The 24,832-nt window shown below is 63.6% G+C and carries 22 protein-coding genes; 16 read left to right on the forward strand and 6 right to left on the reverse strand.

Annotated features, from left to right (window positions below):
* Positions 1 to 60: 60 nt before the first annotated feature.
* The gene (locus AAGQ88_RS14310; protein ID WP_342652693.1) at positions 61 to 1,014 is read left to right on the forward strand and encodes a VTT domain-containing protein; all 954 of its coding nucleotides are present in this window, start codon (positions 61 to 63) and stop codon (positions 1,012 to 1,014) included.
* A 972-nt stretch (positions 1,015 to 1,986) separates the two neighbouring features.
* Here the strand turns inward: AAGQ88_RS14310 and hemB are convergent.
* Positions 1,987 to 2,961 (reverse strand): porphobilinogen synthase, encoded by a 975-nt coding sequence (hemB, locus tag AAGQ88_RS14315; protein WP_093458738.1) that lies wholly within the window; start codon positions 2,959 to 2,961, stop codon positions 1,987 to 1,989.
* Between the two features lie 235 nt (positions 2,962 to 3,196).
* Here hemB and AAGQ88_RS14320 point away from each other — a divergent pair, with 235 nt between their 5' ends.
* The gene (locus AAGQ88_RS14320; protein WP_342652694.1) at positions 3,197 to 4,450 is read left to right on the forward strand and encodes an MFS transporter; all 1,254 of its coding nucleotides are present in this window, start codon (positions 3,197 to 3,199) and stop codon (positions 4,448 to 4,450) included.
* Between the two features lie 12 nt (positions 4,451 to 4,462).
* Here AAGQ88_RS14320 and AAGQ88_RS14325 read toward each other — a convergent pair whose 3' ends face one another.
* The gene (locus AAGQ88_RS14325) at positions 4,463 to 4,996 is read right to left on the reverse strand and encodes an N-acetyltransferase family protein (RefSeq protein WP_342652695.1); all 534 of its coding nucleotides are present in this window, start codon (positions 4,994 to 4,996) and stop codon (positions 4,463 to 4,465) included.
* Between the two features lie 198 nt (positions 4,997 to 5,194).
* On the opposite strand from AAGQ88_RS14325, the gene AAGQ88_RS14330 reads away from it, so the two are divergent.
* A complete protein-coding gene (locus AAGQ88_RS14330) occupies positions 5,195 to 6,133 on the forward strand; it encodes a class I SAM-dependent methyltransferase (RefSeq protein WP_342652696.1) in 939 nt (312 codons plus the stop codon).
* Positions 6,134 to 6,145: 12 nt separating this feature from the next.
* Here the strand turns inward: AAGQ88_RS14330 and AAGQ88_RS14335 are convergent, their stop codons facing one another.
* A complete protein-coding gene (locus AAGQ88_RS14335) occupies positions 6,146 to 7,765 on the reverse strand; it encodes a methyl-accepting chemotaxis protein (RefSeq protein ID WP_342652697.1) in 1,620 nt (539 codons plus the stop codon).
* Between the two features lie 265 nt (positions 7,766 to 8,030).
* Positions 8,031 to 8,867, reverse strand: a complete 837-nt coding sequence (locus tag AAGQ88_RS14340; protein ID WP_285423522.1) for an IclR family transcriptional regulator — start codon at positions 8,865 to 8,867, stop codon at positions 8,031 to 8,033.
* A gap of 245 nt (positions 8,868 to 9,112) precedes the next feature.
* Here AAGQ88_RS14340 and AAGQ88_RS14345 point away from each other — a divergent pair, with 245 nt between their 5' ends.
* The 10 genes from AAGQ88_RS14345 to moaA all read left to right on the forward strand — a co-directional run bounded on the left by AAGQ88_RS14345 (position 9,113) and on the right by moaA (position 19,482).
* Positions 9,113 to 10,141 carry an ABC transporter ATP-binding protein gene (locus tag AAGQ88_RS14345; protein ID WP_342652698.1) on the forward strand — a complete coding sequence of 343 codons (1,029 nt, stop codon included), beginning with the start codon at positions 9,113 to 9,115 and terminating at the stop codon, positions 10,139 to 10,141.
* Positions 10,138 to 11,010, forward strand: coding sequence for an ABC transporter permease (locus tag AAGQ88_RS14350; protein ID WP_285423520.1), 873 nt, complete (start codon positions 10,138 to 10,140; stop codon positions 11,008 to 11,010). Before AAGQ88_RS14345 ends, AAGQ88_RS14350 begins: the two co-directional genes overlap by 4 nt.
* A 3-nt stretch (positions 11,011 to 11,013) precedes the next feature.
* Positions 11,014 to 11,808 (forward strand): ABC transporter permease, encoded by a 795-nt coding sequence (locus AAGQ88_RS14355; protein WP_093458746.1) that lies wholly within the window; start codon positions 11,014 to 11,016, stop codon positions 11,806 to 11,808.
* Between the two features lie 43 nt (positions 11,809 to 11,851).
* Positions 11,852 to 12,142: a (2Fe-2S)-binding protein gene (locus AAGQ88_RS14360; RefSeq protein WP_093458747.1), complete on the forward strand. Its 291-nt coding sequence runs from the start codon at positions 11,852 to 11,854 to the stop codon at positions 12,140 to 12,142.
* The gene (locus AAGQ88_RS14365) at positions 12,139 to 13,500 is read left to right on the forward strand and encodes an FAD/NAD(P)-binding oxidoreductase (RefSeq protein ID WP_342652699.1); all 1,362 of its coding nucleotides are present in this window, start codon (positions 12,139 to 12,141) and stop codon (positions 13,498 to 13,500) included. The genes AAGQ88_RS14360 and AAGQ88_RS14365 overlap by 4 nt, the downstream gene beginning before the upstream one ends.
* Positions 13,497 to 14,681, forward strand: coding sequence for an FAD-dependent oxidoreductase (locus AAGQ88_RS14370; protein ID WP_342652700.1), 1,185 nt, complete (start codon positions 13,497 to 13,499; stop codon positions 14,679 to 14,681). Before AAGQ88_RS14365 ends, AAGQ88_RS14370 begins: the two co-directional genes overlap by 4 nt.
* Before the next feature lie 5 nt (positions 14,682 to 14,686).
* Entirely contained in the window at positions 14,687 to 15,739 is a 1,053-nt protein-coding gene (locus tag AAGQ88_RS14375; RefSeq protein WP_342655811.1) for an ABC transporter substrate-binding protein, read from the forward strand.
* Between the two features lie 104 nt (positions 15,740 to 15,843).
* On the forward strand, positions 15,844 to 17,208 hold the full coding sequence (locus AAGQ88_RS14380; RefSeq protein WP_285423516.1) for a sodium:proton antiporter: 1,365 nt from the start codon (positions 15,844 to 15,846) through the stop codon (positions 17,206 to 17,208).
* A gap of 372 nt (positions 17,209 to 17,580) precedes the next feature.
* Positions 17,581 to 18,408 carry a formate/nitrite transporter family protein gene (locus AAGQ88_RS14385; protein WP_342652701.1) on the forward strand — a complete coding sequence of 276 codons (828 nt, stop codon included), beginning with the start codon at positions 17,581 to 17,583 and terminating at the stop codon, positions 18,406 to 18,408.
* A gap of 75 nt (positions 18,409 to 18,483) precedes the next feature.
* Positions 18,484 to 19,482: a GTP 3',8-cyclase MoaA gene (moaA, locus tag AAGQ88_RS14390; RefSeq protein ID WP_093458752.1), complete on the forward strand. Its 999-nt coding sequence runs from the start codon at positions 18,484 to 18,486 to the stop codon at positions 19,480 to 19,482.
* 61 nt (positions 19,483 to 19,543) lie between these two features.
* Here the strand turns inward: moaA and AAGQ88_RS14395 are convergent, their stop codons facing one another.
* Both AAGQ88_RS14395 and AAGQ88_RS14400 read right to left on the reverse strand, forming a co-directional pair.
* A complete protein-coding gene (locus AAGQ88_RS14395) occupies positions 19,544 to 20,833 on the reverse strand; it encodes a nitrate- and nitrite sensing domain-containing protein (protein WP_342652702.1) in 1,290 nt (429 codons plus the stop codon).
* A gap of 78 nt (positions 20,834 to 20,911) precedes the next feature.
* The gene (locus AAGQ88_RS14400; RefSeq protein ID WP_342652703.1) at positions 20,912 to 21,241 is read right to left on the reverse strand and encodes a thioredoxin family protein; all 330 of its coding nucleotides are present in this window, start codon (positions 21,239 to 21,241) and stop codon (positions 20,912 to 20,914) included.
* A gap of 257 nt (positions 21,242 to 21,498) precedes the next feature.
* Between AAGQ88_RS14400 and AAGQ88_RS14405 the strand changes: the two genes are divergently transcribed.
* From AAGQ88_RS14405 to AAGQ88_RS14415, 3 genes are all read left to right on the forward strand, one after another.
* The gene (locus AAGQ88_RS14405; RefSeq protein ID WP_342652704.1) at positions 21,499 to 22,038 is read left to right on the forward strand and encodes a helix-turn-helix domain-containing protein; all 540 of its coding nucleotides are present in this window, start codon (positions 21,499 to 21,501) and stop codon (positions 22,036 to 22,038) included.
* A 6-nt stretch (positions 22,039 to 22,044) separates the two neighbouring features.
* Positions 22,045 to 23,193: an HlyD family secretion protein gene (locus tag AAGQ88_RS14410; RefSeq protein WP_342652705.1), complete on the forward strand. Its 1,149-nt coding sequence runs from the start codon at positions 22,045 to 22,047 to the stop codon at positions 23,191 to 23,193.
* 65 nt (positions 23,194 to 23,258) lie between these two features.
* Positions 23,259 to 24,803, forward strand: coding sequence for a DHA2 family efflux MFS transporter permease subunit (locus tag AAGQ88_RS14415; RefSeq protein WP_342655812.1), 1,545 nt, complete (start codon positions 23,259 to 23,261; stop codon positions 24,801 to 24,803).
* Positions 24,804 to 24,832: the final 29 nt, after the last annotated feature.

Raw genomic sequence — 24,832 nt, forward strand, 5'->3', positions numbered from 1 at the left:
CAGGAAGGGGTGTTCAGGCGACGTTACTGACACCCCTTTTTTCTTGTCGAGCGGCACGCCATGAATGAACTCCAGCAGTTGAACGAAAGCCACGGCCTGTTGCTGGTGTTCGTCAACGTGCTGCTGGAACAGATCGGCCTGCCGGTGCCCGCCTACCCGACGCTCATCGTCACCGGTGCGCTGGCCATGCAGAGCAAACCATTGCTTGGCGCGGGCGTGCTGGTCGCCATGCTCGCCTGCCTGATCGCCGACGCCCTGTGGTACTGGGCGGGCAAGCGTTATGGCAGCGTGCTGCTCAAATCCATCTGCAAGATCTCCCTGTCCCAGGACACCTGCATTCGCCAGGGGCTGAACGTCTACGAGCGGGTCGGGCCGCGCGCGATGCTGCTGTCCAAATTCCTGCCCGGCGCGGGCGCACTGGTCACCACGGTCGCCGGCATGAACGCCACGCCGTTTGCGCTGTTCATGCGCTACTCACTGGCGGGATCGTTCATCTGGGCCGGCTCCGCCCTGCTGCTCGGCATGCTGTTCAGCGATGCGCTGATCCCGCTGCTGGACTGGCTGAGCGGCTACCTGCCCATCGCCATCGGCGCCGTACTGGGTCTTCTCGGCGTCTTCATCGCCTGGAAATACTGGAAACGCCGGCGCCTCCAGGCACGCACCGCCCGAGTGCCTCGCATCACCGTTCCACAGTTGCTGGCGCTGCGCGACTCCGACCAGGCGCCGGTGATCATCGATGTACGCCCCAGGTTTCATACGGCGGTGGTCGAAGGCATCCCCGGCGCTGTCTCCATCAGCCTGGAAGAACCATTGGAGCCGTGGCTCGATCAGCTCGATGACGTCGACATGGTGTTCTATTGCGCTTGCCCGAACGAACTGTCCGCCGCCTTCCTCGCCGAAAAGCTCCACGCCCGCGGCCTTACCCGCGGCAAAGCGCTGGTCGGCGGCCTGGATGCATGGCGCGAAGCCCAGGTCGCGGCGTCCGATCCGCCGGTCAAAGCCGCCACGGCCTGACGACGTTTGTTGGGGTTCGCGATTAGCACGTTGAACTGATCATCGAGTGCCGGTCGCGCGGGTGTCTTGGTGAGCAGGCTCACTCCCACCGGGACATCCGGGCATTGCCGAATTCTCCGGCCAGATACAAATCCCGTGGGAGCGAGCTTGCTCGCGAAGGCTTAAGGCACTACCAGTAGGAGCGTGGCTGGTCCCGCGATCGGCGACGCAGTCGTCGTAAAACCTTGGCATGGGGTCTGCTTGATGTACTGCGTCATCCGATTCTGCTGCCGCTGCGCGCCAGTTCGCGGGGCAAGCCACGCTCCTACCAGGGATTTGTCGCGATCCGGGTTTTGGGACTAGGGCACGAACCTTGTGTGAGCTTGCTCACGAAGGCTGATTTCCAGCCGCTGAATATCCGGCGGATGTACTCCCGTGGGAGCGAGCTTGCTCGCGAAGGCTTAATGCACTACCAGTAGGAGCGTGGCTTGTCCCGCGATCGGCGACGCAGTCGTCGTAAAACCTTGGCATGTGGTCTGCCTGACGTACTGCGTCATCCGATTCCGCTGCCGCTGCGCGCCAGTTCGCGGGGCAAGCCACGCTCCTACCAGGGACTTGTCGCGTTCCGGGTTTTGGGACTAGGGCACGAACCTTGTGTGAGCTTGCTCACGAAGGCTGATTTCCAGCCGCTGAATATCCGGCGGATGTACTCCCGTGGGAGCGAGCTTGCTCGCGAAGACTTAATGCACTGCCAGTAGGAGCGTGGCTTGTCCCGCGATCGGCGACGCAGTCGTCGTAAAACCTTGGCATGTGGTCTGCCTGATGTACTGCGTCATCCGATTCTGCTGCCGCTGCGCCAGTTCGCGGGGCAAGCCACGCTCCTACAATGGACTTGTCGCGTTCCCAGGTTTCGGGACCAGGGCACGGAACTTGCGGGAGCTTGCTCGCGAAGGCTGATTTCCAGCCGCTGAATATCCTTCACTCACGCATCGATCAGATCCCGCTCAACGCCAGGTCCATCGCAAAGTAGGTGAAAATCAGGTCCGCGCCTGCGCGTTTGATGGCGCCAAGGCTTTCGCGTACGACGCGGCCTTCGTCGATGGCGCCGGCCTGGGCAGCGAATTTGATCATCGCGTACTCGCCGCTGACCTGATACGCCGCCAGTGGCAGGTTCGAGGCTTCGCGGATGTCGCGGATGATGTCCAGATAGGCGCCGGCCGGTTTGACCATCAGCGCGTCGGCGCCCTCGGCTTCGTCCAGCAGCGACTCGCGCAGGGCTTCGCGGCGGTTCATCGGGTTCATCTGATAGCTCTTGCGGTCGCCCTTGAGCGCCGAGCCGCCTGCTTCACGGAACGGGCCATACAACGACGACGCGAACTTGGTCGAGTACGCCATGATCGGCGTCTGGGTGAAACCTGCCGCATCCAGCGCCGCACGAATGGCGCGAACCTGACCGTCCATGGCGGCCGAAGGTGCGATCACGTCGGCACCGGCGCGCGCGGCCATGACCGCCTGTTTGCCCAGGTTCTCGATGGTGGCGTCGTTATCGACATGCGCGCCGTGCATCACGCCGCAGTGGCCGTGATCGGTGTATTCGCAAAAGCAGGTGTCGGACATCACGATCATTTCCGGCACAGCGTCCTTGATGGTGCGGGAAATGCGCGACACCAGGCCGTTTTCCTGCCAGGTGTCGCTGCCAGTGGCGTCCAGATGATGGGACACGCCAAAGGTCATCACCGACTTGATCCCGGCACGGGCATAGCGCTCGACTTCCTGCGCCAGTCTGGACTCGGGAATGCGGCTCACGCCAGGCATGCTGTTGATCGGCACGAAGTCGTCGACCTCTTCCTCGACGAAGATCGGCAGCACCAGATCGTTAAGGGTGAATTCGGCTTCCTGAAACAGCGCGCGGAAGTTCTCATTGCTGCGCAGGCGGCGTGGACGAGCGGCGGGAAACAGACTGGACATGGCAGTTCCTGATCGAGGATTGGCGAAAAGCGTCGGACCGGATCGAGGTCGCGGCGCTATCAATGGCGCGAAGCTTATTCCTGCCTCGCGCCGGATTCAAATATCGAGGCGATTAAGACAATTGCCGCACGCGCAACAGTCCAGCGGTTGCCATCGAACGAAACCCGTTGCGCATCGGTCATTAATCGGGAGCAGCACACCGTGTCGCTGCGCGATCCGTCTGGCGAGGCCGGCCTTGAACAGCCCTTCCGATTACCGCAACAACCGCTCACTGGACGGCCTGAACTTCTTCCTCGCCGACGTGCGCGACGGCTTGGGTCCGTACCTGGCGATCTACCTGCTGGCGGTGCACAAATGGGACCCGGCCAGCATCGGCCTGGTCATGACGCTCGCTGGTATAGCCGCTTTGGTGACGCAGACGCCAGCGGGTGCGCTGATTGACCGCACCCGCCGCAAACGACTGGTGGTCATCGTCGCGGCCCTGCTGGTGACGGCCAGTTGCCTCGTCCTGCCATTCATAGAGGGCTTCACCTGGGTCGCTATTACCCAGGGACTGGGCGCCATCGCAGGTTCCGTGTTCGCGCCGGCCATCGCCGCGATCTCCCTGGGGATCACCGGCCCCAAAGCCTTTACCCGCCGCACCGGACGCAACGAAACCTGGAATCATGCGGGCAATGCCTGTGCCGCCTTGCTGGCCGGCGGCCTGTCGTGGCTGTTCGGCCCGATTGCAGTCTTCTATCTGATGGCGTTCATGGCGCTGGCGAGCATCGTTGCGGTCAGCGTCGTCGACGCCAAGGCCATTGACCACGACGTCGCACGGGGTTTTGATCCGGCTCGGCAACGCAATCACGAGCAGGCCAGCGTCGTGGCAACGTTGGTGCACAATCGGCCGCTGCTGGTCTTCGCCATCTGCTGCGGGCTGTTCCATCTGGCCAACGCCGCCATGCTGCCGCTGGTGAGCCAGAAGCTCTCGCAGATCGACATGCGACTGGCCACGCCTTTGACCTCGGCCTGCATCGTCGCGGCGCAGCTGGTGATGGTCCCGGTCGCCTGGCTGGTAGGTGCCAAGGCCGATCAATGGGGGCGCAAGCCGCTGCTGATGGCGGGGTTCATCATTCTGCCGATCAGGGGCGTGCTCTACGTGCTCTCGGACAACCCGTACTGGCTGGTGGGCGTGCAACTGCTCGACGGCATCGGCGCGGGTGCTTTCGGGGCGCTGATGCCGCTGGTGGTGAAGGACCTGACGCGCGGCACCGGCCGTTTCAACGTCAGTCTGGGGGCGATCTCCACCGTGTTCGGCCTCGGCGCCGCGCTGAGCAACGGGCTTGCCGGGCTGGTGATCCGGGAGGCCGGATACGACGCGGCGTTCCTGACACTGGCAGCCATCGCAGCGCTGGCCTTTGTGCTGGTCTGGCTGGCCGTCCCGGAAACCGCAGACACCCTGACGGGCGACCCATCCCTGTCGACGACTGCCGAAACCGGCACCTGAGCCGGCCAACCGCTACCGCAACGGCGAACTGGCCGCGCCTTCGCCCAACGCCCGCTGCATGATCACGGTGTCGAGCCAGCGGCCATGTTTGAACCCGACCGATTCGAACACCCCGACCTTGCGAAAGCCCAGACGCTCATGCAAGCGGATCGAGGCGAGGTTTTCGCTATTGCCGATGATCGCCACCATCTGCCGCCGGCCGTCCTCCTCGCAGCACTGGATGACCCGCTGCAGCAGCGCCTGACCGATGCCCGCCCCGGCCAGGCCGTCGCGCACATAGACCGAATCTTCGACAGTGAAGCGGTACGCCGGGCGCGGCCGGTACAGCGTGGCGTAGGCGTAACCGACCACCTCGCCGTCGCGCTCGGCCACCAGATACGGCAAGCCGTTGGCCAAGATGTCGGTGCGCCGCTGTCGCATCTGCTCAAGGGTCGGTGGCTCGAGCTCGAAACTTGCGGTGCCGTGCGTCACATGGTGTGCGTAGATCGCCTGTACGGCGGGCATGTCATCGTCGCGGGCATCGCGCAGGTTCAATGTCTGAGGCATGAGCACAGTCTTTTTTCGAAGGGGTTGTGGAGGCCGCGGTGGCTTTCCTTCGCCAACCGGCGGCGATGGAAAGGGCCCGCGCAATGATGACCGCTTGGCGAGGCAAAGCAATACCTGTGATGCGCCAACGCGTGAACGCTGAGGGGGCAATTGGGTTTAGAATGCCGCCCTTTCTGACTGCCGACCCGCCGACTTTCCATGAATTCCCACGCGCTGAAGACCCTCAACGAGCATTTGCTCGCCGCCCTCGCCCCTACCCCTGCAGAAACCCGTCGTCTGTTCCATGGCCGCGGGCGCTGCTGGCCGGGCCTGGAGCAACTGACCGTCGACTGGATGCAGGGCGTGGTGCTGGTCTCGTTGTTCAAGGCACCGGCCGACAACGAACTCGATGCCCTGAAGCATCTGTTGGCTGACCTGGTCCAGACCCCGACGTGGAAAGCGTGTCAGGCGCACACCCTGCTGCTCCAGCACCGCTACCTGCCCGACAGCCACACCGAAACCCTGCTCGGCGAAATGCCTGAACAATGGACCCTGACCGAAGGCGGCCTGCGTTATCAGGTGGATTTCGGCAAAAAGCAGAACACCGGACTGTTTCTGGACATGCGCTACGGCCGCGACTGGGTTCGGGCCCAGGCGGCCGGCAAACGCGTGCTGAACCTGTTCGCCTATACCTGTGGCTTTTCAGTGGCGGCCATCGAGGGCGGTGCCGAGTTCGTGGTCAACCTGGACATGTCGCGGGCGGCGCTCAGTCGCGGTCGCGAGAACCATCGACTGAACGGACACGACCTTGCCAGGGTGAGCTTCCTGGGCCATGAACTGTTCAAATCCTGGGGCAAAGTGAAGAGCAGCGGGCCTTATGATCTGGTGATCATCGACCCGCCGTCTTTCCAGAAAGGCAGTTTTTTGCTGACCAAGGATTACCAGCGCGTGTTGCGCAAGCTGCCGGAATTGCTGACCGCCGACGGCACCCTGCTTGCCTGCATGAACGACCCTGCGCTGGACGCCGCTTTCCTGATTGCAGAAGTGACGCGCGAAGCGCCGGGGCTGCGCTTCGAACAGCGGCTGGACAATCCGCCGGAGTTCCCGGACGCAGAACCCGAGGGCGGGCTCAAGGCCCTCGTGTTTCGCCAGGCCTGAGCCCCTCAAGGGTCAGGCGCTGAGCCGGGAAATCACATCGTTCAGGCCCACCGACAAACCGTGCAAATCTTCGCTGGCCGTTTGCGTGCGCTTAACGTTGCTCTGGTTGGTGGTGGCAATCGCGGTGATCTCGGTGAGGTTGCGCGAGATGTCTTCGGCCACCGATGTCTGCTCCTCCGCAGCGGTAGCGATCTGCCGGTTCATGTCGCGAATGGCCTCCACCGCCGTGGTGATGCGCTGCAGGGACGAGCCGGCCAGTGCGACCTGATCCACGCTTTCCTGACTGCGCGCCTGCCCGCTTTCGATTGCCTGAGCAGCGTCGATGGCGCCGGTCTGCACCGAACTGATGATCTGATTGATCTCGGCGGTCGAGGCCGCCGTGCGCTGGGCGAGCGTGCGCACCTCATCGGCGACCACGGCAAATCCTCGGCCCGCATCCCCGGCGCGGGCGGCTTCGATGGCAGCGTTCAGCGCCAGCAGGTTGGTCTGCTCGGCAATGCCGCGAATTACTTCCAGCACCTTGCCGATCCGGCCGCTGTCGCTTTCCAGACGACGAATGACATCGGCGGTGTTGCTGATTTCAGTGCGCATCTGGGTGATGGCGGTGATGGTCGCGCTCATGACCTTGCCGCCTTCCTGAGAGCTGCGGTCGGCCTCGCTGGCAGCTTCGGCGGCCTCAGCGGCGTGGCGGGCGACTTCTTGCGCCGTGGCCGACATCTCGGTCATTGCCGTGGCCACCTGATCGGTGCGTTCGAATTGTTCGTGGGTGCCCTGCGCCATCAATGCCGCGATGGCCTTGAGTTCGCCACCGGCGCTGTCCAGATCAGTGGTGCTGCGCTTGAGCCGCGTGAAGGTGTCGGCCAGGAAATCACGCAAGGTGTTGGCGGCCACCGCCAGACGCCCGAGTTCGTCCTGGCGGGTCACGCTGACGCGGTCGCTGAAACGTCCCTGACTCAGTTGCGCAACGTATTCGATGAGCATGCTGATCGGCCCGACGATGTTGCGATTGACCATCCACAGCGTCAGAACGCCCACCAGCAAGGCAGAACCCAGCATCACCAGCGTGCCGATCAGGATCGTCTGATCGGCGGTGCTGCTGATCTCCAGCGACTGTGCGTCGCTGCGTTTGCGAAGATCACTCACCAGCGCACTCATCTGCTCGCTGGCCTCGCGGTCGACACCCTTGACGGCCAGGTCACCGGCCACCGGATCGCCATTGGCCGCGACGAAGGCATCGCGTCCCTTGCGATAAGCCACGCCCAGCGTGCGGTGCTCGTTGCGCAGGTTTTCGACCTGAGCCTTGATCGATGCATCCAGACCACTCATGCCGCTCAAGCGACCCAAGGTGTCCTGCACCAGACGTTCCTGCTCCTCGAACTGGCCCCAGAACTTGTCACGGTCGGCCGCTTGCTTACCGCGCAGCAACACGTTCTTCCACTCCTGGACCTGAACCTTGAATTGCAGGTTGGCCTGATCGACCAGCTGCGAGGCCTGCAACGGCCCTTCGATCAGCCCGCGGTAAGACTTCACGTTGCTGGACAGGAAATGAAAACATGCGAGGGCGATCAACAGCATCAGCACCAGGCTACCGCTGAGCAGCGCCAGGATCTGCAATCTCAGGGATTTCGACATAGGGGGAATCTCATCAGGGAGGACAGCGTGCTCCGGGTGCGCCCGAAGGTTTGCCTGCTTGCCACTTCCCTGTGCCATCGCTTCGGCAACGAACCGAAAAACGATGGGCCTACCTAGCCTGCTTCGACCCGGCCATGCGCTCCTTTAAACTGCCGGGACGGCATCCGACAGGCGGTGAAAAAGCGCCAATGGAGCGTCTGATTGCCGGGTCAAAATTCTGTCGAGCAGGCGCCAAGTCGCTGATTTCCAAGCCCGCTGCCGACGTTCATTCTTTTTGACCGAAGACTTGGGAAGGCCGACGCAGTACCGGGTCGAAAGGGTTGATCTTCTGGCTGATGGCGGCCGCCTCTCGTTTGAGCAGGTCCACCACCGTCGGCATGCGGTCAGCATTGAGCCGGTCGCTGATGGTCGCCACGCTCAACGCCGCCACCGCCTTGCCCTCACGATCGAGAATCGGCACTGCCAGCCCGGCCATGCCTTCCAGAACGCCGGTGTTGCGAGCGGCGTAGCCCTGGCGGCGGACCGTGTCGATTTCCGAGCGCAGCATCACTTCGTCATACAGGTGGAAGTCACGCAGGCGCGGCAGGTTGTAGCGGATCACGGTATCGCGCTCCTCTTCGGGCAGAAACGCCAGGATTGCCAGACTGCCCTGACCGACGCCCAACGCCACCCGACCGCCGATGTCCCCGGTGAAGGTGCGAATCGGGTAGGGCCCTTCGCTGCGATCCAGACACACGGCATCGAAACCGCTGCGCGCCAGCAGAAACAACGAATCGCCCAGAGACGCCGACAGGCGCAACAGGCTGGGCCGGACCACATCGCGCAGATTGCCGGACTGCCCGGCCCGCGCCGCCAGGGCGAAGAATTCCAGGCTCAGGCGGTAGCGTTTGCTGCGCACGTCTTGGTCGACCATGCCCTCGTCCATGAGGCTGCGCAGCAGCCGGTGGGTGGTCGGTTGCGACAGCCCGACCTGTTGGGCCAGTTGCGTCACGCGCTCACCACCCTCAGGGCTCTCACCCAGAGCGCGCAGCACGGCAAAAAGGCGGGACACCGCGCCAACGCCTGTTTCTTTTGCAGAATCATTCCGCTCAATGGAATCCATAACGCCAATTCACCTGTTTTCATTCGCTGAACGAATAAATCTGAAAATACTACTCGCTCAATGAAATTCGTCGTTGAGCGCATCGTATTCGCAGGCTTAGGATCAGTCCACAGGGCGATTTGAATAACAGCGGCAGCCGACCCAGATCGAGCGCCAGCGTCCACGGCAATACGCACGTCTTCTCTTCGCATCTGCCCATAAAAAAGCATGCCCTCGGCATGCACTAAAACAGGTGGAACGCAGCCATGGCATTTCTTCAACTTCAGGCGTTGTGCAAACGTTACGGCGCCGTCGATGCGGTCGTCGCCACTGACCTGTCGGTGGAAAAAGGCGAGTTCGTTTCCCTGCTCGGCCCCTCTGGCTGCGGCAAGACCACCACGTTGCAAATGATCGCCGGGTTCGTCGACGTCAGCGGCGGACGCATCGTGCTCGATGGCCGCGACATCACGCACGCCAAACCGGCGAGCCGTGGCCTGGGTGTGGTGTTCCAGTCTTATGCGTTGTTCCCGCACATGACCGTGCGGGACAACGTCGCCTTTGGCCTGAAAATGCGCAAGGTCGCCGCCGCCGAGATCGAGCGCCGCGTCAGCCGCGTGCTGCAACTGGTGCGCCTCGATCAACATGCCCAACGCTACCCGCGTGAACTCTCCGGTGGCCAGCGTCAGCGGGTGGCGCTGGCCCGCGCCCTGGTGATCGAGCCGCCGGTGCTGCTGCTGGACGAACCGCTGTCCAACCTGGACGCCAACCTTCGCGAAGAAATGCAGTTCGAGATTCGCCGCATTCAGCGAGAAGTCGGTATCACCACCTTGATGGTCACCCACGATCAGGCCGAAGCGTTATCGATCAGCGATCGCGTGGTGGTCATGCAGGCCGGTCGCATCACCCAGATCGACGAGCCCTACAAACTGTACGAACACCCGCGCACGGAGTTCATCTCCGGCTTCGTCGGCAAGGCCAACCTGTTGCGCGGCGACCGCGACGAACACGGCGCCGCGCAAGTCCGCCATCAGCCTGGCCACGGTGCCCTGACCCTGAGCCTGCGCCCGGAAAAGATCGACCTGGTGCCGGCAGACGATGGGCGCCTGCAAGGCAGGATCGTCACCCGCTACTTCCTCGGCAGCCAGTGGCTGTACCGCGTCGAAACGCCGATCGGGGACATCACCGTCGTGCGGCGCAACGATGGCGACGCGCCCATGAACGAAGGCACCGTGGTGGGCCTGGACTGGCCATCCGAACTGCTGCGCGTACTCAGTGCCGATGAGGTGTCGGCATGAGCGGCGCCAGCGTGCTGCGCGACACCGGTCGCGGTTACTTATTATCAACGCCTGCCCTGGCGCTGTTCGTCGGCCTGCTGGTGCTGCCCCTGCTGCTGACGCTGGTGCTGTCGTTCAACGTCTTCGACTACGAGGTCGGGGTGAAGGGCGATGCCTGGACCTTTGCTCAGTACTTGAACCTGGTGACCGATTCGTACTTCTACGAAATCTTCCTGCGCACGTTCTGGATCAGCGCGCTGGTCACCTTGCTGTGCGTGGTCATTGGCGTGCCCGAAGCGTACATCCTCAGCCGGATGGGAACGCCGTGGCGCTCGATCTTCCTGATTCTGATCCTCACCCCGCTGCTGATTTCGGTGGTGGTCCGGGCGTTCGGCTGGAGCCTGCTGCTGGGCGCCGACGGGCTGGTGAATCAGGCGATCCAGGCGCTGGGCGGTCGCCCGGTGAAGATGCTCTACACCCCTTTCGCGGTCATTCTGGCGCTGGTCCACGTCATGCTGCCGTTCATGATCATCCCCGTGTGGACGTCGCTGCAGAAGCTCGACGCCTCGGCCGAGCAGGCGGCGCTGTCGCTGGGTGCCACGCAGGCCAAGGTCATGCGCCTGGTGGTCCTGCCGCAAGTGATGCCTGGCGTGCTGTCCGGCACGCTGATCGTGTTCGGCCTGTCCGCCAGTTCCTTCGCGATACCGGGCCTGCTGGGCGGACGACGCCTGAAGATGGTCGCCACTGTGGTTTACGACCAATACCTTTCGGAACTCAACTGGCCGATGGGCGCGGCCATCGCGGTCGCCCTGCTGTTGATCAACCTGCTGGTGATGCTGTCGTGGAACCGGCTGGTCGAAGGCCGCTATAAGAAATCCCTGGGGGAATGATCGATGTCCAAGAATGGTCCTCTGGCCCTGTCCTTCCATGCGCTGGTCGTGGTGTTCATGCTGGCGCCGCTGCTGGTGGTGTGCCTGGTGGCGTTCACGCCGGAAAACACGCTGAGCCTGCCGTGGCACGGCTTTTCACTGCGCTGGTTCAGCGCGGTGTTCGAACGCGCCGACTTCATTCAGTCGTTCTATAACAGCCTGATCCTGGCAGTGGTTGCCGCGACCCTCGCCACGCTGATCGCGGTGCCGGCGGCGCTGGCGATCACCCGCTACCGGTTTCCAGGCCGTGATTTCCTCAATGGCCTGTTTCTCTCGCCGATCATCATTCCCCACCTCGTGCTGGGCGTGGCGATGCTGCGCCTGTTCGCGCTGATGGGCGTCAACGGCAGCTTCGTCTGGCTGACGTTCGCCCACGTGGTCGTCATTACGCCTTATGTATTGCGCCTGGTGATTGCGGCAGCGATCGGCATGGACCGCAGCGCAGAGCAGGCCGCCGAGTCACTGGGCGCCAGCCGCTTCACCCTGTTTCGCCAGATCACCCTGCCCATGATCCTGCCCGGCGTCGCCGGTGGCTGGCTGCTGGCGTTCATCAACAGTTTCGATGAAGTGACCCTGTCGATCTTCGTCACCTCGCCGTCGACCCAGACGCTGCCGGTGCGCATGTATGTCTACGCCACCGAATCCATCGACCCGATGATGGCGGCCGTTTCGGCGCTGGTGATTGCGCTGACGGCCGCCACCATGATCATCCTCGACCGCGTGTACGGGCTGGACCGCGTGCTGGTGGGCCGTCACTGATGAACATTCGCTTACCCGTCTTTTGCCGCACAGAGAGAGCGCCATGGCTTTGCTGAAACGATTGGCCGAACACGACCGCGACGTGTTGCCCTTCACCCTCGATGGTCAGGCGGCCAGCGGCTTGCGGGGCGATACGCTGCTCACCGCGGTGCTGACGGCGGATGACTACTTGCGCGGCAGCGACTTCAGCGCCGAACCGCGCGCCGGCTTTTGCCTGATGGGCGCGTGCCAGGATTGCTGGGTCCGACTGGGCGACGGGCGCCGCGTGCGCGCCTGCTCGACGCTGCTCGAAGCGGATTTGCGTGTCAGTCGCGAACCGGGACGGCGCCCATGAGCGGTCAGGACGTGGTCATCGTCGGTGCCGGCCCGGCGGGCATTCGCGCCGCCCAGACCCTGGTCGCCTATGGCCTGCGACCGAGCCTGATCGACGAAAGCCTGCGTGGCGGCGGGCAGATCTACCGTCGTCAACCGGAGAATTTCAAACGCTCGGCGAAAGCCCTGTATGGCTTCGAAGCGTCAAAAGCCCAGGCCGTGCACGCGACGCTGGACCGGCTGCAGAAAGACATCGACTACCGGCCGCAGACGCTGGTGTGGAATACCGAGCAACACACCCTCGACACGCTGTGCGACGGCGTAGCCGAGCAGGTTCGCTACCGGCAGCTGATCGTCGCGACTGGCGCCACCGACCGCATTCTGCCGGTGCCGGGCTGGACATTGCCGGGCGTCTACAGCCTTGGCGCGGCGCAGATCGCCCTGAAATTCCAGGGCTGCGCCATTGGTGAGCGGGTGGTGTTCGCCGGCAGCGGCCCACTGCTGTATCTGGTGGCCTACCAGTACGCAAAAGCCGGCGCGCAGGTCGTCGCGGTGCTCGACAGCTCGCCGTTGTCCGCCCAGGCACGCGCCCTGCCCGCGCTGCTCGGCCAACCGGCCACGCTCGCCAAGGGTTTGTACTACCGAGCCTGGCTGACCGCCCACGGGGTGGCGGTGCATCAAGGCGTCGCACTGCGCCGGATCGAGGGCGAGCGTCGCGTTAGCGCGGCCGTTTATGCGGCCGATGGGCAGGAACAGGTGCTGCCGTGCGATGCCATCGCGTTCGCGCATGCGCTGCGCAGCGAAACCCAGCTGGCTGATCTGCTCGGCTGCGATTTTGCCTGGAGCCCGCTGAACCGCGCATGGCTGCCGACCCGCGATGCGGCAGGCCGCAGCAGTGTCGACGGGGTTTATCTGGCTGGCGACGGCGCCGGAATCATGGGCGCGGACGCCGCCGAAATGGCCGGGGAGCTGGCGGCGCTGACCCTGCTCGGCGACATCGGTTACACCGTCGACCGAACACGCAGCCTGGCGTTGCAACAGCGACTGGAAGCGATTCAGCGTTTTCGTCGAGGCCTGGAGACCGCCTTTCCGTTCCCCGAAGACTGGGCCGCCAAGGCGCCGGATGAGGTGATGATCTGCCGCTGCGAGGAAATCACTGCCGGCGACATTCGCCAGACCGTTGCCCAGGGTCACTGGGAAATCAACCGGGTCAAGGCGATGTGCCGGGTCGGCATGGGTCGCTGTCAGGGCCGGATGTGCGGCCTGGCCGCTGCCGAAATCGTCGCGCAGTCTTCCGGGCGCGACATCGCCGGTGTTGGCCGCCTGCGCGGGCAGGCGCCGATCAAACCGCTGCCCTTCGGCGTGGAGACAGAACGATGAGCCAGCCGCTTGAAGTCGACGCGCTGATCATCGGCGGAGGCATTGTCGGCTCTTCGGCCGCGCTGTTCCTGGCCAGAGCCGGCAAGCGCGTGGCACTGCTGGAACGGGATTTCTTCGGTTCGCACTCGAGTGGGGTCAACTACGGCGGCGTGCGCCGTCAGGGACGTCCATTGTCGCAGCTGCCGCTTTCCCAACGTGCCCACAGCCTGTGGGGCGACCTGCACAACCTGATCGGCATCGACGGCGAATACCTGCGCTCGGGCCATCTCAAGCTGGCTCGCAGCGACCACGACATGGCCGCGCTGGTGGCCTACGAGCAGGCTTCCCGCGGCTTCGGCCTGAATCTGCAATTGCTTGACCATGCTCAACTGCGCCTGCGCTTTCCCTGGGCGGGCGACGTCGCGGTCGGCGCCTCGCTGTGTGCCGATGACGGCCACGCCAACCCGCGTCTGGTGTCGCCCGCGTTTGCTGTCGCCGCCAGGCGCGCCGGGGCGCACGGGTTCGAGCAGGCGGCCGTCACCCAAGTCAGCCATGACGGCCAGGCCTTCGCCGTACGCACCGCTGACGGGCGCGGCTTTCGCGCTCCGTGGCTGCTCAACTGCGCCGGCGCGTGGGCGGCGCACCTGGCCAGCCAATTCGACGAGCCGGTGCCGATGCAGTCGGGTCACCCGGCCATGCTGGTCACTGAACCCCTGCCGATGTTCATGGACGTCAGCACCGGGGTCGAAGGCGGCGGCATTTATGCGCGTCAGGTCGCGCGGGGTAACTGCGTGCTGGGCGGTGGCCAGGGCTTCGCGCTGGACCCGACGAGGGCGCGGCCGGGACAGGCGGCGATTCTCGACATCCTGCGCAACGCCGCCGAACTGTATCCGCCGCTGGCCGGCGCTCAGGCGATTCGCACCTGGAGCGGCACCGAAGGCTATCTGCCGGACCGAGAGCCGGTGCTCGGTGCCAGTTCCACGCAACCGGGTCTGCTGCACGGCTTCGGTTTTGCCGGGTCGGGCTTTCAGATCGGTCCTGCCGCTGGCGAAGCGCTGGCGCAGATTGTCTGCGAAGGGGCGCCGCGGATCGCCCTGGACGCTTTTTCGATCTCCCGTTTTCAACCCGTCAAACCTGCCACCGCCGTGCCGCCCCGTGCGGATAACGTCATCCCTTTGCTCAGAGGAAAATCGCAGCCATGAACAGCATGAACAACGTGAAACGTCTGGCCCTGACCGGCCTGTCCTGCTTGCCGCTTGCCGCCCTGCTCGCTTCGATGCCGGCGCAGGCCGAAACCACGCTGTATCTGGGCATGAACGGCGGCACCATGGAACGCCTGTATGCCGATCAGGTACTGCCTGCGTTCGAGAAAGCCAACAACGTCAAGGTGGTCATCGTGCCGGGCACGTCCTCGGACATTCTCGCCAAGGTCCAGGCGAGCAAGGACAATCCGCAGATGCACGTGATGTTCCTCGACGACGGCATCATGTACCGCGCGATCTCCATGGGCCTGTGCGGCAAGTTGCAGCCCAGCGCGACGCTGGCGGACATTCCGGAAAAAGGCAAAATCAAGGATGAGGCAGTGGCCGTGAGCCTTGGCGTGACCGGCCTGGCTTACAACACGAAGATGTTCCAGGAAAACGGCTGGAGCGCGCCGACGTCCTGGGCGGACATGGCCGACAAACGCTACAAGGACAAGCTGGTGTTCCAGTCGCTGGCCTCGTCGACCTTCGGCCTGCACGGCTTCCTGATGTTCAACCGTCTGCAGGGCGGCGATGAAACCAATGTCGAACCGGGCTTCAAGGCCTGGCCGAAAACCGTTGGCCCGAACGTACTGGAATACATCGCCAGTTCCGCGAAGATCTCGGAAATGGTGCAGACCGGCGAGGCCGCGCTGTTCCCGCTGACGCCCACTCAGGTCACCGCGCTGAAACTCAAGGGCGTGCCGGTCGAATACGCGCCACCCAAGGAAGGTGCTGTGGTCCTCAACGTGGCCGAATGCACCATTGCCAATAACGATCAGCCGGAACTGGCGCAAAAGCTCGCCGAATTTCTGCTGACCCCGCAAGCGCAGGCGCCGGCACTGGAGATGGGCGACCAGATTCCGTCCAATCCTAAAACCCCGACCACGGAGAAAACCCGTGGTCAGGTGGAGGCCATGAACAAGTACCTGGAAACCGCCGTGACCATCGACTGGGATAAGGTCAACCAGATCCGTCCGGAATGGAACGCTCGCTGGAGCCGTACGATCGAGCGGTGATTTCGGTGCCGGGCGCTGGCACGGCAACAATCCAACATCCGGCCCAACTATCCCACCTCGTCACAGTCACAGCCTTAACCCCCCCTGACTGCTGACGAGGCCGGATGAGCTTTATTCTTTGCATGACTGTGCTCGGCGTTCTGTTGATGCTGCTGGCACTGACCTCTTCTTACCTGCGTTGGCTGCCGGTCACGACCTCGGCGGTGTGCCTGGCGTTTGGCGCGCTGATCGGCCCCTGGGGGCTGGATCTGGTGCAGCTGGACGTGCGCGACGCACGCCACTGGCTGGAGCGCCTGACCGAAGTCGCGGTCCTGTTTTCCCTGTTCAACACCGGCATCAAACTGCGGCTGCCCCTGCACCGCAAGGCGTGGCACACCGCTTACCTGCTCGCAGGACCCGTGATGCTCGCCAGCATCATCGGCGTCTGTCTGGCGGCGCATTATCTATTTGCGCTGCCTTGGGCGGTGGCGCTGTTGCTGGGCGCAATGCTGTCGCCCACCGACCCCGTGCTCGCGGGGCTTGTGCAGGTCAATAACGCGCAGGACTTCGACCGGGTCCGCTTCGGCCTGTCCGGGGAAGCGGGTCTGAACGACGGCACCGCGTTTCCTTTCGTGATCTTCGCCCTGCTGTTCTTCGGCCATGCCAATGGCAATTTCGACTGGGTTCAGGGCTGGTTCCTCAAGAGCATCATCTGGGGCGTGCCCGTGGCGCTGCTGATTGGCTACGGCCTTGGCCGCAGCGTCGGGCACCTGATGATTTACCTGCGCATCAAGAATGCCGACAGCACCAGTTCGCCCAACGATTTCCTCGCCCTGGCGCTGATCGCCATGGCCTACGTGGTCGCCCAGGGCCTGGGCGCGTTCGGCTTTCTCTCGGTGTTCGCCGCAGGCTTGGGCTTGCGTCATGCCGAGGTGCGTACGACGCAGTCGGATGTCCCGGCCGAGCACGTCGCCAAACCGGTGCTCGGGCACATGGACAGTGCGCCGGAGGCGGCCACCGTGCCTCAGGACGAGGAGATCAGCGAGTCTCAACTGGCCGCGGGCGTGATGATGGGTGACATGCTGGCCTTCGGCAGCCTGGTCGAGCGTGCGATGGAAGTGCTGCTCATCACCCTGCTAGGCGCCGCCATCGCGCTGTACTGGGACTGGCGCGCGGTCGGCCTGGGCCTGGCGCTGTTCTGCGTGATTCGGCCGCTGAGCGTGTGGATGCTGATCCGGGGTGAACTGCTGACAGGCTCGCAGAAGGCCTTGGTCGGCTGGTTCGGCATCCGCGGAATCGGCTCACTTTATTACCTGTGCTACGCGCTGTCTCACGGCCTGCCCGAAGACATCATTCAGACCAGCATCAGCCTGACGCTGTCGGTGGTTGCGCTGAGCATTCTGCTGCATGGCATCAGCATCCAGCCGCTGCTGGAACGCTATGAACGCAGCATGAGCACCCGCAGCGACGACCTCGGCCCCGAGGCGTGAAATGTCGCCGTGACGTTTTGACGCGCGCCATCGGTCGCGATTCCCGCGCCGGGTTCGTGCCCGCCAGCCGATAATGGGAGCCCAGAACTCCCGCGATAGAGCGTATCGATCAATTCATCGGAACAAGCGATTGGACGCTCTACGCTCAGGTCGGTAGCTTGCTCACTAACTGATCGCGTCATTTTTTTCGCCGCTGTTCGGCGAGCAATCAGACGCACATCGTTGCCTGTACAGGGACCTGCCGCCGTGTCACCCACACGATCGCGCATCATGACCGGACGCTTGAAAACACCCGAATAAAGCTACCTCCCATTTTGCGTGGCGCGCGGCATTCTTGCCGTAGCGCAGGCCATTGCGTGCGAGTTCAGAATCATGTCAATCAACACTCCACACCAGATCGCTGAGATGACCGTCGAAGCGGGCGTCAAGAAGTCCCGTCTGCCCGCGCTGTCGATCATGGTGCTCGGCTTCCTTGCCGGGGCCTTCATCGCACTGGGCTTTCTGCTGGACATTCACGTCAGCACCATGATCCCCGGCCCTTGGGCCTCGCTGGGCAACCTGCTCGGCGCCGCAGTCTTCCCGATCGGCCTGATCCTGGTGATTCTGGCCGGCGGTGAATTGCTGACCGGCAACATGATGAGCCTGCCCACCGCCATGTTCGCCCGGCGGATCTCGGCGGGCGCCGTCGCTCGCAACTGGCTGCTGGTGACGTTCGCCAACCTGCTGGGCGCCCTGTTCATCGCCTACTTCTTCGGCCACGTGCTGGGGCTGACCGAAGGCGCGTACCTGAACAAAACCCTGGCCATCGCCAACGCCAAGGTGAGCGCCGACTTCGGTCAGGCCTTCATTTCCGGCATCGGTTGCAACTGGCTGGTGTGCCTGGCGGTCTGGCTGTCTTATGCGAGCAAAGACGTCACCGGCAAGATCCTCGGCATGTGGTTCCCGATCATGGCGTTCGTGGCCATCGGCTTCCAGCACGTGGTCGCGAACATGTTCGTGATCCCGGCAGCGATTTTTGCCGATGCGCTGAGCTGGACTCAATTCGTCGAGAACTTCGTCGCAGTGTTCCTCGGCAATGCCGTGGGAGGTGCAATTTTTGTCGGTCTGGCGTATTACGTGTCATATTCGAGGGCCACGCAAGCTCCGGTGACCGGCGATGCGGTTGCGACAATCGCGCAGCCCACGGGTCACAAGATTTAACGCTTCAGTCGCGCGCACCGTGAACCCGGTACGCGCGGCCTGCTTCTGCCACGCAGCACGCTGTCGAGATAAGCAATGTCAGATCGAATTCTGCTAGACGGGTTTTCACGCAAAGTCGATTACGTACGCATGTCGGTGACCGATCGCTGCGATTTTCGCTGCGTCTACTGCATGGCCGAAGACATGACCTTTCTGCCGCGTCAGCAGATCCTCTCGCTTGAAGAGATCCATCAACTGGCCGAGCGTTTCGTCGCGCTGGGCACCCGTAAAATTCGCCTTACCGGCGGCGAGCCGCTGGTCCGCGCAGGCATCGTCGGCCTGTGCAAGAACATCGCCGCGCTGCCCGGCCTGCGCGAACTGTGCATGACCACCAACGGCTCGCAGCTGGACAAACTCGCCGTACCGCTTTTCGAAGCCGGCCTGACGCGCCTCAATATCAGCCTGGACAGCCTGGACCCTGCGCTGTTCAAGGAACTGACCCGCACCGGCGAGCTGAGTAAAGTGATTGCCGGTATCGACGCGGCCATCGCCGCGGGCTTCCAGCGCACGAAGCTCAATTGTGTGGTGATGCAGGGCCGCAACGATCACGAAATCAATGATCTGGTGGCGTTCGCCATCGATCGGGGCCTGGACATCACCTTCATCGAAGAGATGCCCCTGGGCGTGATCAGCGAACACAGCCGGGCCGAATCCTTCTTCTCCAGCGAGCAGGTGCGCGAGCGCATCGCTGAACGCTACACGCTGATCCACTCCACCGAATCGACCCAAGGCCCGTCGCGATACTGGCGCGTGGCCGAAGCGCCGGACATCCGCATCGGCTTCATCTCGCCCCACAGCCACAACTTCTGCGCCACCTGCAACCGGGTGCGCGTGACGGTCGAAGGCCGCTTGCTGTTGTGCCTGGGCAACGAACATTCGGCGGACCTCAAGGCCGTTCTTCGCGCCAACCCGGGCCAGCCGGAGAAGCTGGAAAAAGCGATCATCGACGCCATGCAGCTCAAGCCCTACCGCCACAACTTCGAGCTCAACGATGACGTGCAGGTCGTGCGCTTCATGAACATGACCGGCGGCTGACACGCGCCACACGTCCTTGCTCCAGTCACGCTAGTGCTGTTGCGATGTGCGGGGCAGCGGCTCAGTCCTGCCGGGGAGTACGCCCCGCCGCCAGTTCCAGCAAGGCCCTGGCGACATCGATCATTCGCTGACCCCGCTCCATCGATAACACGCGCAGCCGTTCATAGGCGTCATGTTCACTGAGCTGGTATTCGTCCATCAACAATCGCTTGGCCCGTTCAACCAGCTTGCGTTCATTTAACGCCTGGCGGGCCTCGTCGCGCTCGTCATTGGCCGTCAGCAGGCGCCGAGTCTGCGAATGCAGCATCTCCAGCACCGACCGCCCCAAGTGATGACCCAAGCCATCACGCGGCACCGTGCTCAGGTCCAGCGCCTGGACGTTGAACAGCAGCGCCTGATCTGCGCAGGCGGCACTCTCAAGGCTGACCAGCCGGTCGAGCAGCGTGCGATGGTTGTCCAGATCGGCGCGCGCCTGGCGGATGCTCGCCTGACAGGTGCTCGACAGCACCTGGGCCAGACGGGTTTCCACCTCGCGCATGGCATCGATGCGGGCGGTGGTCAGGTCGAACCATATCTGCGACAGCGTCGGATCGACCCGCTCGCTTTCGGACGTCTTCAGCGCCACGGCCCTGAGCCGGGTCACCTGCGCCGAGGTGTCGCTGGCCTGCAAGTTCAGCCACAGGCGCCGCGCTTCATCATCGGCAAACTCGGCGAACGTCTGAAAGCAGCGTTCCTGCCCCTGCACCAGATGTTCGATGCGCTCGCGCACCAGCGTGTCGAAAAAGCCCGCCGCGAAGCCGTTCACCCCGATCGCGCGCTCCTGCCCCGCCAGCTCCTTGCCCTGCATGAAATTGAACAGCGCCACCAGCACGCGGGTGACAGGAGGATCGATCGCCGTGTCGGCCGCCTCGAACACCACTGCCAGCAGCCCGCCGATCAGGCGCGTCAGTGCCGCCGTGGCCTCGACCGGGGTCAGGCGCTGATCGCGAATGCGTCGGCGCAAGCCCGGCAGATCGTCGAGCGCGTGCATGACGAACGCCAGACGGTTGAACAGCCGCGCACGGTCCGAAGCGCTCGCCGACTCCAGATCGATGCCGTCAAAACAGGCGACGACACGCTGCTCGACGGCGCTGGCCTGCGCGCTCAATGCATCAAGCCGGGGCAATTGACGAGTGTCCTTGCTGCCCAGATAGACATTCGAATACCCCCGCTCGCGCTGCAAGGCATGCACCCATTGGCTGATCAGCGTGACCAGCTCGCAGGTCTGCGCCAGGCCCTCCAGCCCCGCCAGCTCGCTGCGCCGGGCGGCGAGCATGAAACGCAAAGCGGGCGGCATGTGGGTGTCGGTCATACGCGTCAATTCTCAGGCAGGAAACCGACCCTTCATGCAAAAGCAGGGCCTTTGCCGGTCTTCAGCCACTGTCTGGCCTCAGCCTTGTTGCGTCAGGACTTCAAAGGCTTCCTCGATGTCGCTGGCTCGCGTCGGCCGAACCAGCCGCGTGACCTCCTGGCCATCGCGCATGAACACCAGCGTTGGCCAGAGTTTGACGCGGAACGAGCGGCCCAGACGGCGACCGCTGCCGTCTTCGATTTTCAGCCGGCGTACCTGCGGATAGTCCGCACTCACCTCACCGATCAACGGTTGTGCGGCGGTACAGTGCCCGCACCAGTTGGTGCCGAATTCGATGACGCTGGCGCCCGCCAATGCATCCACGTCGGCGCGAGTGAGGGTTTCTGGAACGTAGGGCTGGCCGGACATTTCAACTCCCGATGAGGCGTGCGTCGCCTCGTGGCTGTTCATGGATGGGCGTTTCAGGAATGCGTGCTGGGTGATCGCCTGGCGGCAAGTCTAACCACGCACGCGGTGATGAAACAAAGACCCGCCAGGGAAGCAGCGGTTTCCTCGACATCAAACCATCGATCACTTTCATTTGAATAGTGACTTGCACAATGAAAGCCACATCGTTAGATTACACCCATCATTTAGAAGCCGTCACCGGTTTCGGAGGTCTGGTCATGAAGAAGAAAAGTTTCGCCGACATGCCCTGCCCGATCGCCCACAGCCTGGAACACGTGGGTGACTGGTGGAACATTCTGATCCTGCGTGACATGTCTTACGGCCTGAGCCGGTTCGATGAATTCCAGAAAAGTCTGGGCATCGCCAGCAATACCCTCACCCGTCGCCTCCAGGGGCTGATGGCGTCGGGGCTGGTCGAGCGCTGCGCCTACAGCGACAAACCGATCCGTTATGACTATCTGCTGACCGAACGTGGACGCGATTTTCGCCTTGTGGTCCTGACGCTCATGAAATGGGGCAGCCAGCATTTCTCGGCCAATGGCTCGAACATCGAGCTGATCGACGAAACCACCGGCGAGCCCGTCGACCTGGTGCTGGCCGACGCCAACACCGGCAAGCGCATCAGCATGCGCGATCACAGCCTGCGCTACAAAGGCGAAGACAGTATTTCCGCGTGGCGCCTGGAGACAGGCCGCGCCCGTCGCGATGCCTATCGCAAGCACCTTCCCCCTTCCCAACCTCTGCTGATCAACAGGTAATCCGCGATGAACAACCCCCAGACCGTCACCGAGCCCGCCGCCGCTGCGCCGTCGAAACCCGCCCGGGGCAAACGCTTGATGCTGTTGCTGCTGGTGGCCGTCATCGTCGTCGGTGCGGTGATTTTCGGCCTGCACTGGTGGACGGTCGGGCGTTTCCTCGAGTCGACCGACGATGCCTACGTCGGCGGCGATGTCACGGTGATCGGGCCCAAAGTCCCGGGTTACATCACCGCATTGAAGGTGGTGGACAACCAGTTCGTCCACGCCGGCGATCTGCTGGTGAAGATCGATGATCGCGATTACCTGGCCGCGCTGGCCAAGGCCGAAGGCGCGGTGGCTGCGCAGGAAGCGTTGCTCGCCAACCTGGACGCCACCGAGCAGTTGCAGCATGCGGTGGTGAGCCAGGCCAAAGCCGGCATCGACGCCGCGAACGCCGAAACGGTGCGCTCTCGCGATGACCAGAAGCGTTATGAGGTGCTGTCGGGGCGCTCGGCCGTGTCGATCGAAAGCTTCCAGCGTGCCGACGCCACCTATAAGACCGCCCAGGCCAACGGCGCCCGCGCGCAGGCTTCCATGCTCGCCTCGCAACGCCAGTTGGACGTCATCGCCACGCAGAAACAACAAGCCCGCGCGGCCCTGGCCCAGGCCCGCGCCGAACGTGACCTGGCTCGTCTCAATGTGGCCTACACCGAGCTTCGCACACCGGTCGACGGCGTGATCGGCAATCGCCGGGCGCGCGTGGGCGCCTACGCGAGCGCCGGCTCACAGCTGCTGTCGGTGGTGCCCGCGACAGGGTTGTGGGTCGACGCCAACTTCAAGGAAGACCAACTGACGCACATGCAAGTCGGCCAGGCCGTCACCATCGAAGCCGACGTATTGCCGGGCCAGGTTTTCCACGGTCATCTGGACAGTCTGGCGCCCGCGACCGGCTCGCAGTTCAGTGTCCTGCCGCCGGAAAACGCCACCGGCAACTTCACCAAGATCGTCCAGCGGGTGCCGGTGCGGGTGTACCTGGACGGCGACGACGGCAACCTCGGCAAATTGCGTCCGGGGCTCTCGGTGATTGCCCAGGTCGATACCAAGGCCGCAGCGCGCAATGACGGCGCGCAAGCCGGCAACGTCGCCAGCGCGGCCGACGGGAAAACCGCGCCATGAGTGCCACTCCCGCCAATCCCGGCGCTGCGGCAGCGCGACGCAACGGCCCAGTCGACGCGGCCTCGATGCCGACGATGGCGAAAGTGTTGGCGTTCGCGAGCATGTGCCTGGGCATGTTCATCGCACTGCTGGACATCCAGATCGTGTCGGCCTCGCTGCGTGACATCGGCGGCGGCCTCTCGGCGGGCTCCGATGAAACGGCCTGGGTGCAGACCAGTTACCTGATCGCCGAAATCGTCGTGATCCCACTCTCCGGCTGGCTTGCCCGGGTGTTCTCCACACGCTGGTTATTCTGCGCGTCCGCCGTGGGATTCACCCTCGCCAGCCTGTTGTGCGGTCTGGCCTGGAACATCCAGAGCATGATCGCCTTCCGCGCGTTGCAGGGGTTTCTCGGGGGCTCGATGATCCCCATGGTGTTCACCTCGGCCTTCATGTTCTTCACCGGCAAACAGCGGGTGATCGCGGCTTCGACCATCGGCGCCATCGCTTCCCTCGCCCCGACGCTGGGGCCGGTGATCGGCGGCTGGATCACCGACGTGTCGTCGTGGCACTGGCTGTTCTACATCAACCTGGTGCCGGGTATCTTCGTCGCGTTCGCGGTGCCGATGCTGGTCAACATCGATTCGATGGACCTCAAGCTGCTGCGGGGCGCCGATTACATCAGCATGGTGTTTCTCGCGCTGTTCCTCGGTTGCCTGGAGTACACCCTCGAAGAGGGACCGCGCTGGAACTGGTTCAGCGACCAGACCATCCTCACCACCGCGTGGGTGTCCGGCGTCGCCGCACTGGCGTTCATCAGCCGCACCCTGTTGGTGAAAAATCCGGTGGTGGACCTGCGCGCCTTGAGCGACCGCAACTTTGCGCTGGGCTGTTTCTTCTCGTTCGTCACCGGGATCGGTCTGTTCGCGACGATTTATCTGACGCCACTGTTTCTGGGCCGGGTTCGCGGATACAGCGCGCTGGAAATCGGTGAAGCGGTGTTTTCGACCGGCGTGTTTCAGCTCGCTGCCATTCCGGTGTACGGGTTTCTGGCCAACCGCGTCGATCTGCGCTGGATCATGATGTTCGGGCTGTCACTGTTTGCGTTGTCGATGTGGGACTTCTCGCCGATCACCCATGACTGGGGCGGCCATGAACTGTTGCTGCCGCAAGCCATTCGCGGCTTTGCCCAGCAGATGGCGGTGCCGCCAACGGTCACGCTGACCCTGGGCAGCCTGCACCCCTCACGCCTGAAACAGGCCTCGGGTTTGTTCAATCTGATGCGCAACCTGGGCGGTGCCATCGGCATCGCGGCCTGCGCCACGATCCTCAACGACCGTACCAACCTGCACTTCACTCATCTGGCCGAGCACCTCAATACCCGCAATGAGGCGATGAACAACTGGTTGAGCACCGTCACCGGCAACTTCGCCAATCTGGGACAGAGCGCCGCCGATGCCAGCCATTCCGCACTGCACCAGCTCTGGTTGCTGACATACCGTGAAGCGCAGACGCAGACCTATGCGGATGCGTTCCTGGCGATCATGGTCTGCTTCATCGTCGCGGTTGCCATGGTGCCGTTGATGCACAAGGTCGTGCCACCGAAAGCCCCGTCAGCCGATGCGCACTGACCGACGAGACCGCCCTCACCATGACCACC

The organism is Pseudomonas sp. F3-2, assembly GCF_038804275.1.
Classification (GTDB): Bacteria; Pseudomonadota; Gammaproteobacteria; order Pseudomonadales; family Pseudomonadaceae; genus Aquipseudomonas.

Bases quoted from the DNA above. Each gene is read 5' to 3' on its own strand.
- moaA (WP_093458752.1), top strand. From the start codon at position 18,484: ATGTCAGATCGAATTCTGCTAGACGGGTTTTCACGCAAAGTCGATTAC.
- AAGQ88_RS14330 (WP_342652696.1), top strand. From the start codon at position 5,195: ATGAATTCCCACGCGCTGAAGACCCTCAACGAGCATTTGCTCGCCGCC.
- AAGQ88_RS14340 (WP_285423522.1), bottom strand. From the start codon at position 8,867: ATGGATTCCATTGAGCGGAATGATTCTGCAAAAGAAACAGGCGTTGGC.
- AAGQ88_RS14365 (WP_342652699.1), top strand. From the start codon at position 12,139: ATGAGCGGTCAGGACGTGGTCATCGTCGGTGCCGGCCCGGCGGGCATT.
- AAGQ88_RS14415 (WP_342655812.1), top strand. From the start codon at position 23,259: ATGCCGACGATGGCGAAAGTGTTGGCGTTCGCGAGCATGTGCCTGGGC.
- AAGQ88_RS14385 (WP_342652701.1), top strand. From the start codon at position 17,581: ATGTCAATCAACACTCCACACCAGATCGCTGAGATGACCGTCGAAGCG.
- AAGQ88_RS14350 (WP_285423520.1), top strand. From the start codon at position 10,138: ATGAGCGGCGCCAGCGTGCTGCGCGACACCGGTCGCGGTTACTTATTA.
- AAGQ88_RS14355 (WP_093458746.1), top strand. From the start codon at position 11,014: ATGTCCAAGAATGGTCCTCTGGCCCTGTCCTTCCATGCGCTGGTCGTG.
- AAGQ88_RS14325 (WP_342652695.1), bottom strand. From the start codon at position 4,996: ATGCCTCAGACATTGAACCTGCGCGATGCCCGCGACGATGACATGCCC.
- AAGQ88_RS14410 (WP_342652705.1), top strand. From the start codon at position 22,045: ATGAACAACCCCCAGACCGTCACCGAGCCCGCCGCCGCTGCGCCGTCG.
- AAGQ88_RS14310 (WP_342652693.1), top strand. From the start codon at position 61: ATGAATGAACTCCAGCAGTTGAACGAAAGCCACGGCCTGTTGCTGGTG.
- AAGQ88_RS14375 (WP_342655811.1), top strand. From the start codon at position 14,687: ATGAACAACGTGAAACGTCTGGCCCTGACCGGCCTGTCCTGCTTGCCG.
- AAGQ88_RS14345 (WP_342652698.1), top strand. From the start codon at position 9,113: ATGGCATTTCTTCAACTTCAGGCGTTGTGCAAACGTTACGGCGCCGTC.
- AAGQ88_RS14360 (WP_093458747.1), top strand. From the start codon at position 11,852: ATGGCTTTGCTGAAACGATTGGCCGAACACGACCGCGACGTGTTGCCC.
- AAGQ88_RS14400 (WP_342652703.1), bottom strand. From the start codon at position 21,241: ATGTCCGGCCAGCCCTACGTTCCAGAAACCCTCACTCGCGCCGACGTG.
- AAGQ88_RS14405 (WP_342652704.1), top strand. From the start codon at position 21,499: ATGAAGAAGAAAAGTTTCGCCGACATGCCCTGCCCGATCGCCCACAGC.
- hemB (WP_093458738.1), bottom strand. From the start codon at position 2,961: ATGTCCAGTCTGTTTCCCGCCGCTCGTCCACGCCGCCTGCGCAGCAAT.
- AAGQ88_RS14335 (WP_342652697.1), bottom strand. From the start codon at position 7,765: ATGTCGAAATCCCTGAGATTGCAGATCCTGGCGCTGCTCAGCGGTAGC.
- AAGQ88_RS14370 (WP_342652700.1), top strand. From the start codon at position 13,497: ATGAGCCAGCCGCTTGAAGTCGACGCGCTGATCATCGGCGGAGGCATT.
- AAGQ88_RS14380 (WP_285423516.1), top strand. From the start codon at position 15,844: ATGAGCTTTATTCTTTGCATGACTGTGCTCGGCGTTCTGTTGATGCTG.
- AAGQ88_RS14395 (WP_342652702.1), bottom strand. From the start codon at position 20,833: ATGACCGACACCCACATGCCGCCCGCTTTGCGTTTCATGCTCGCCGCC.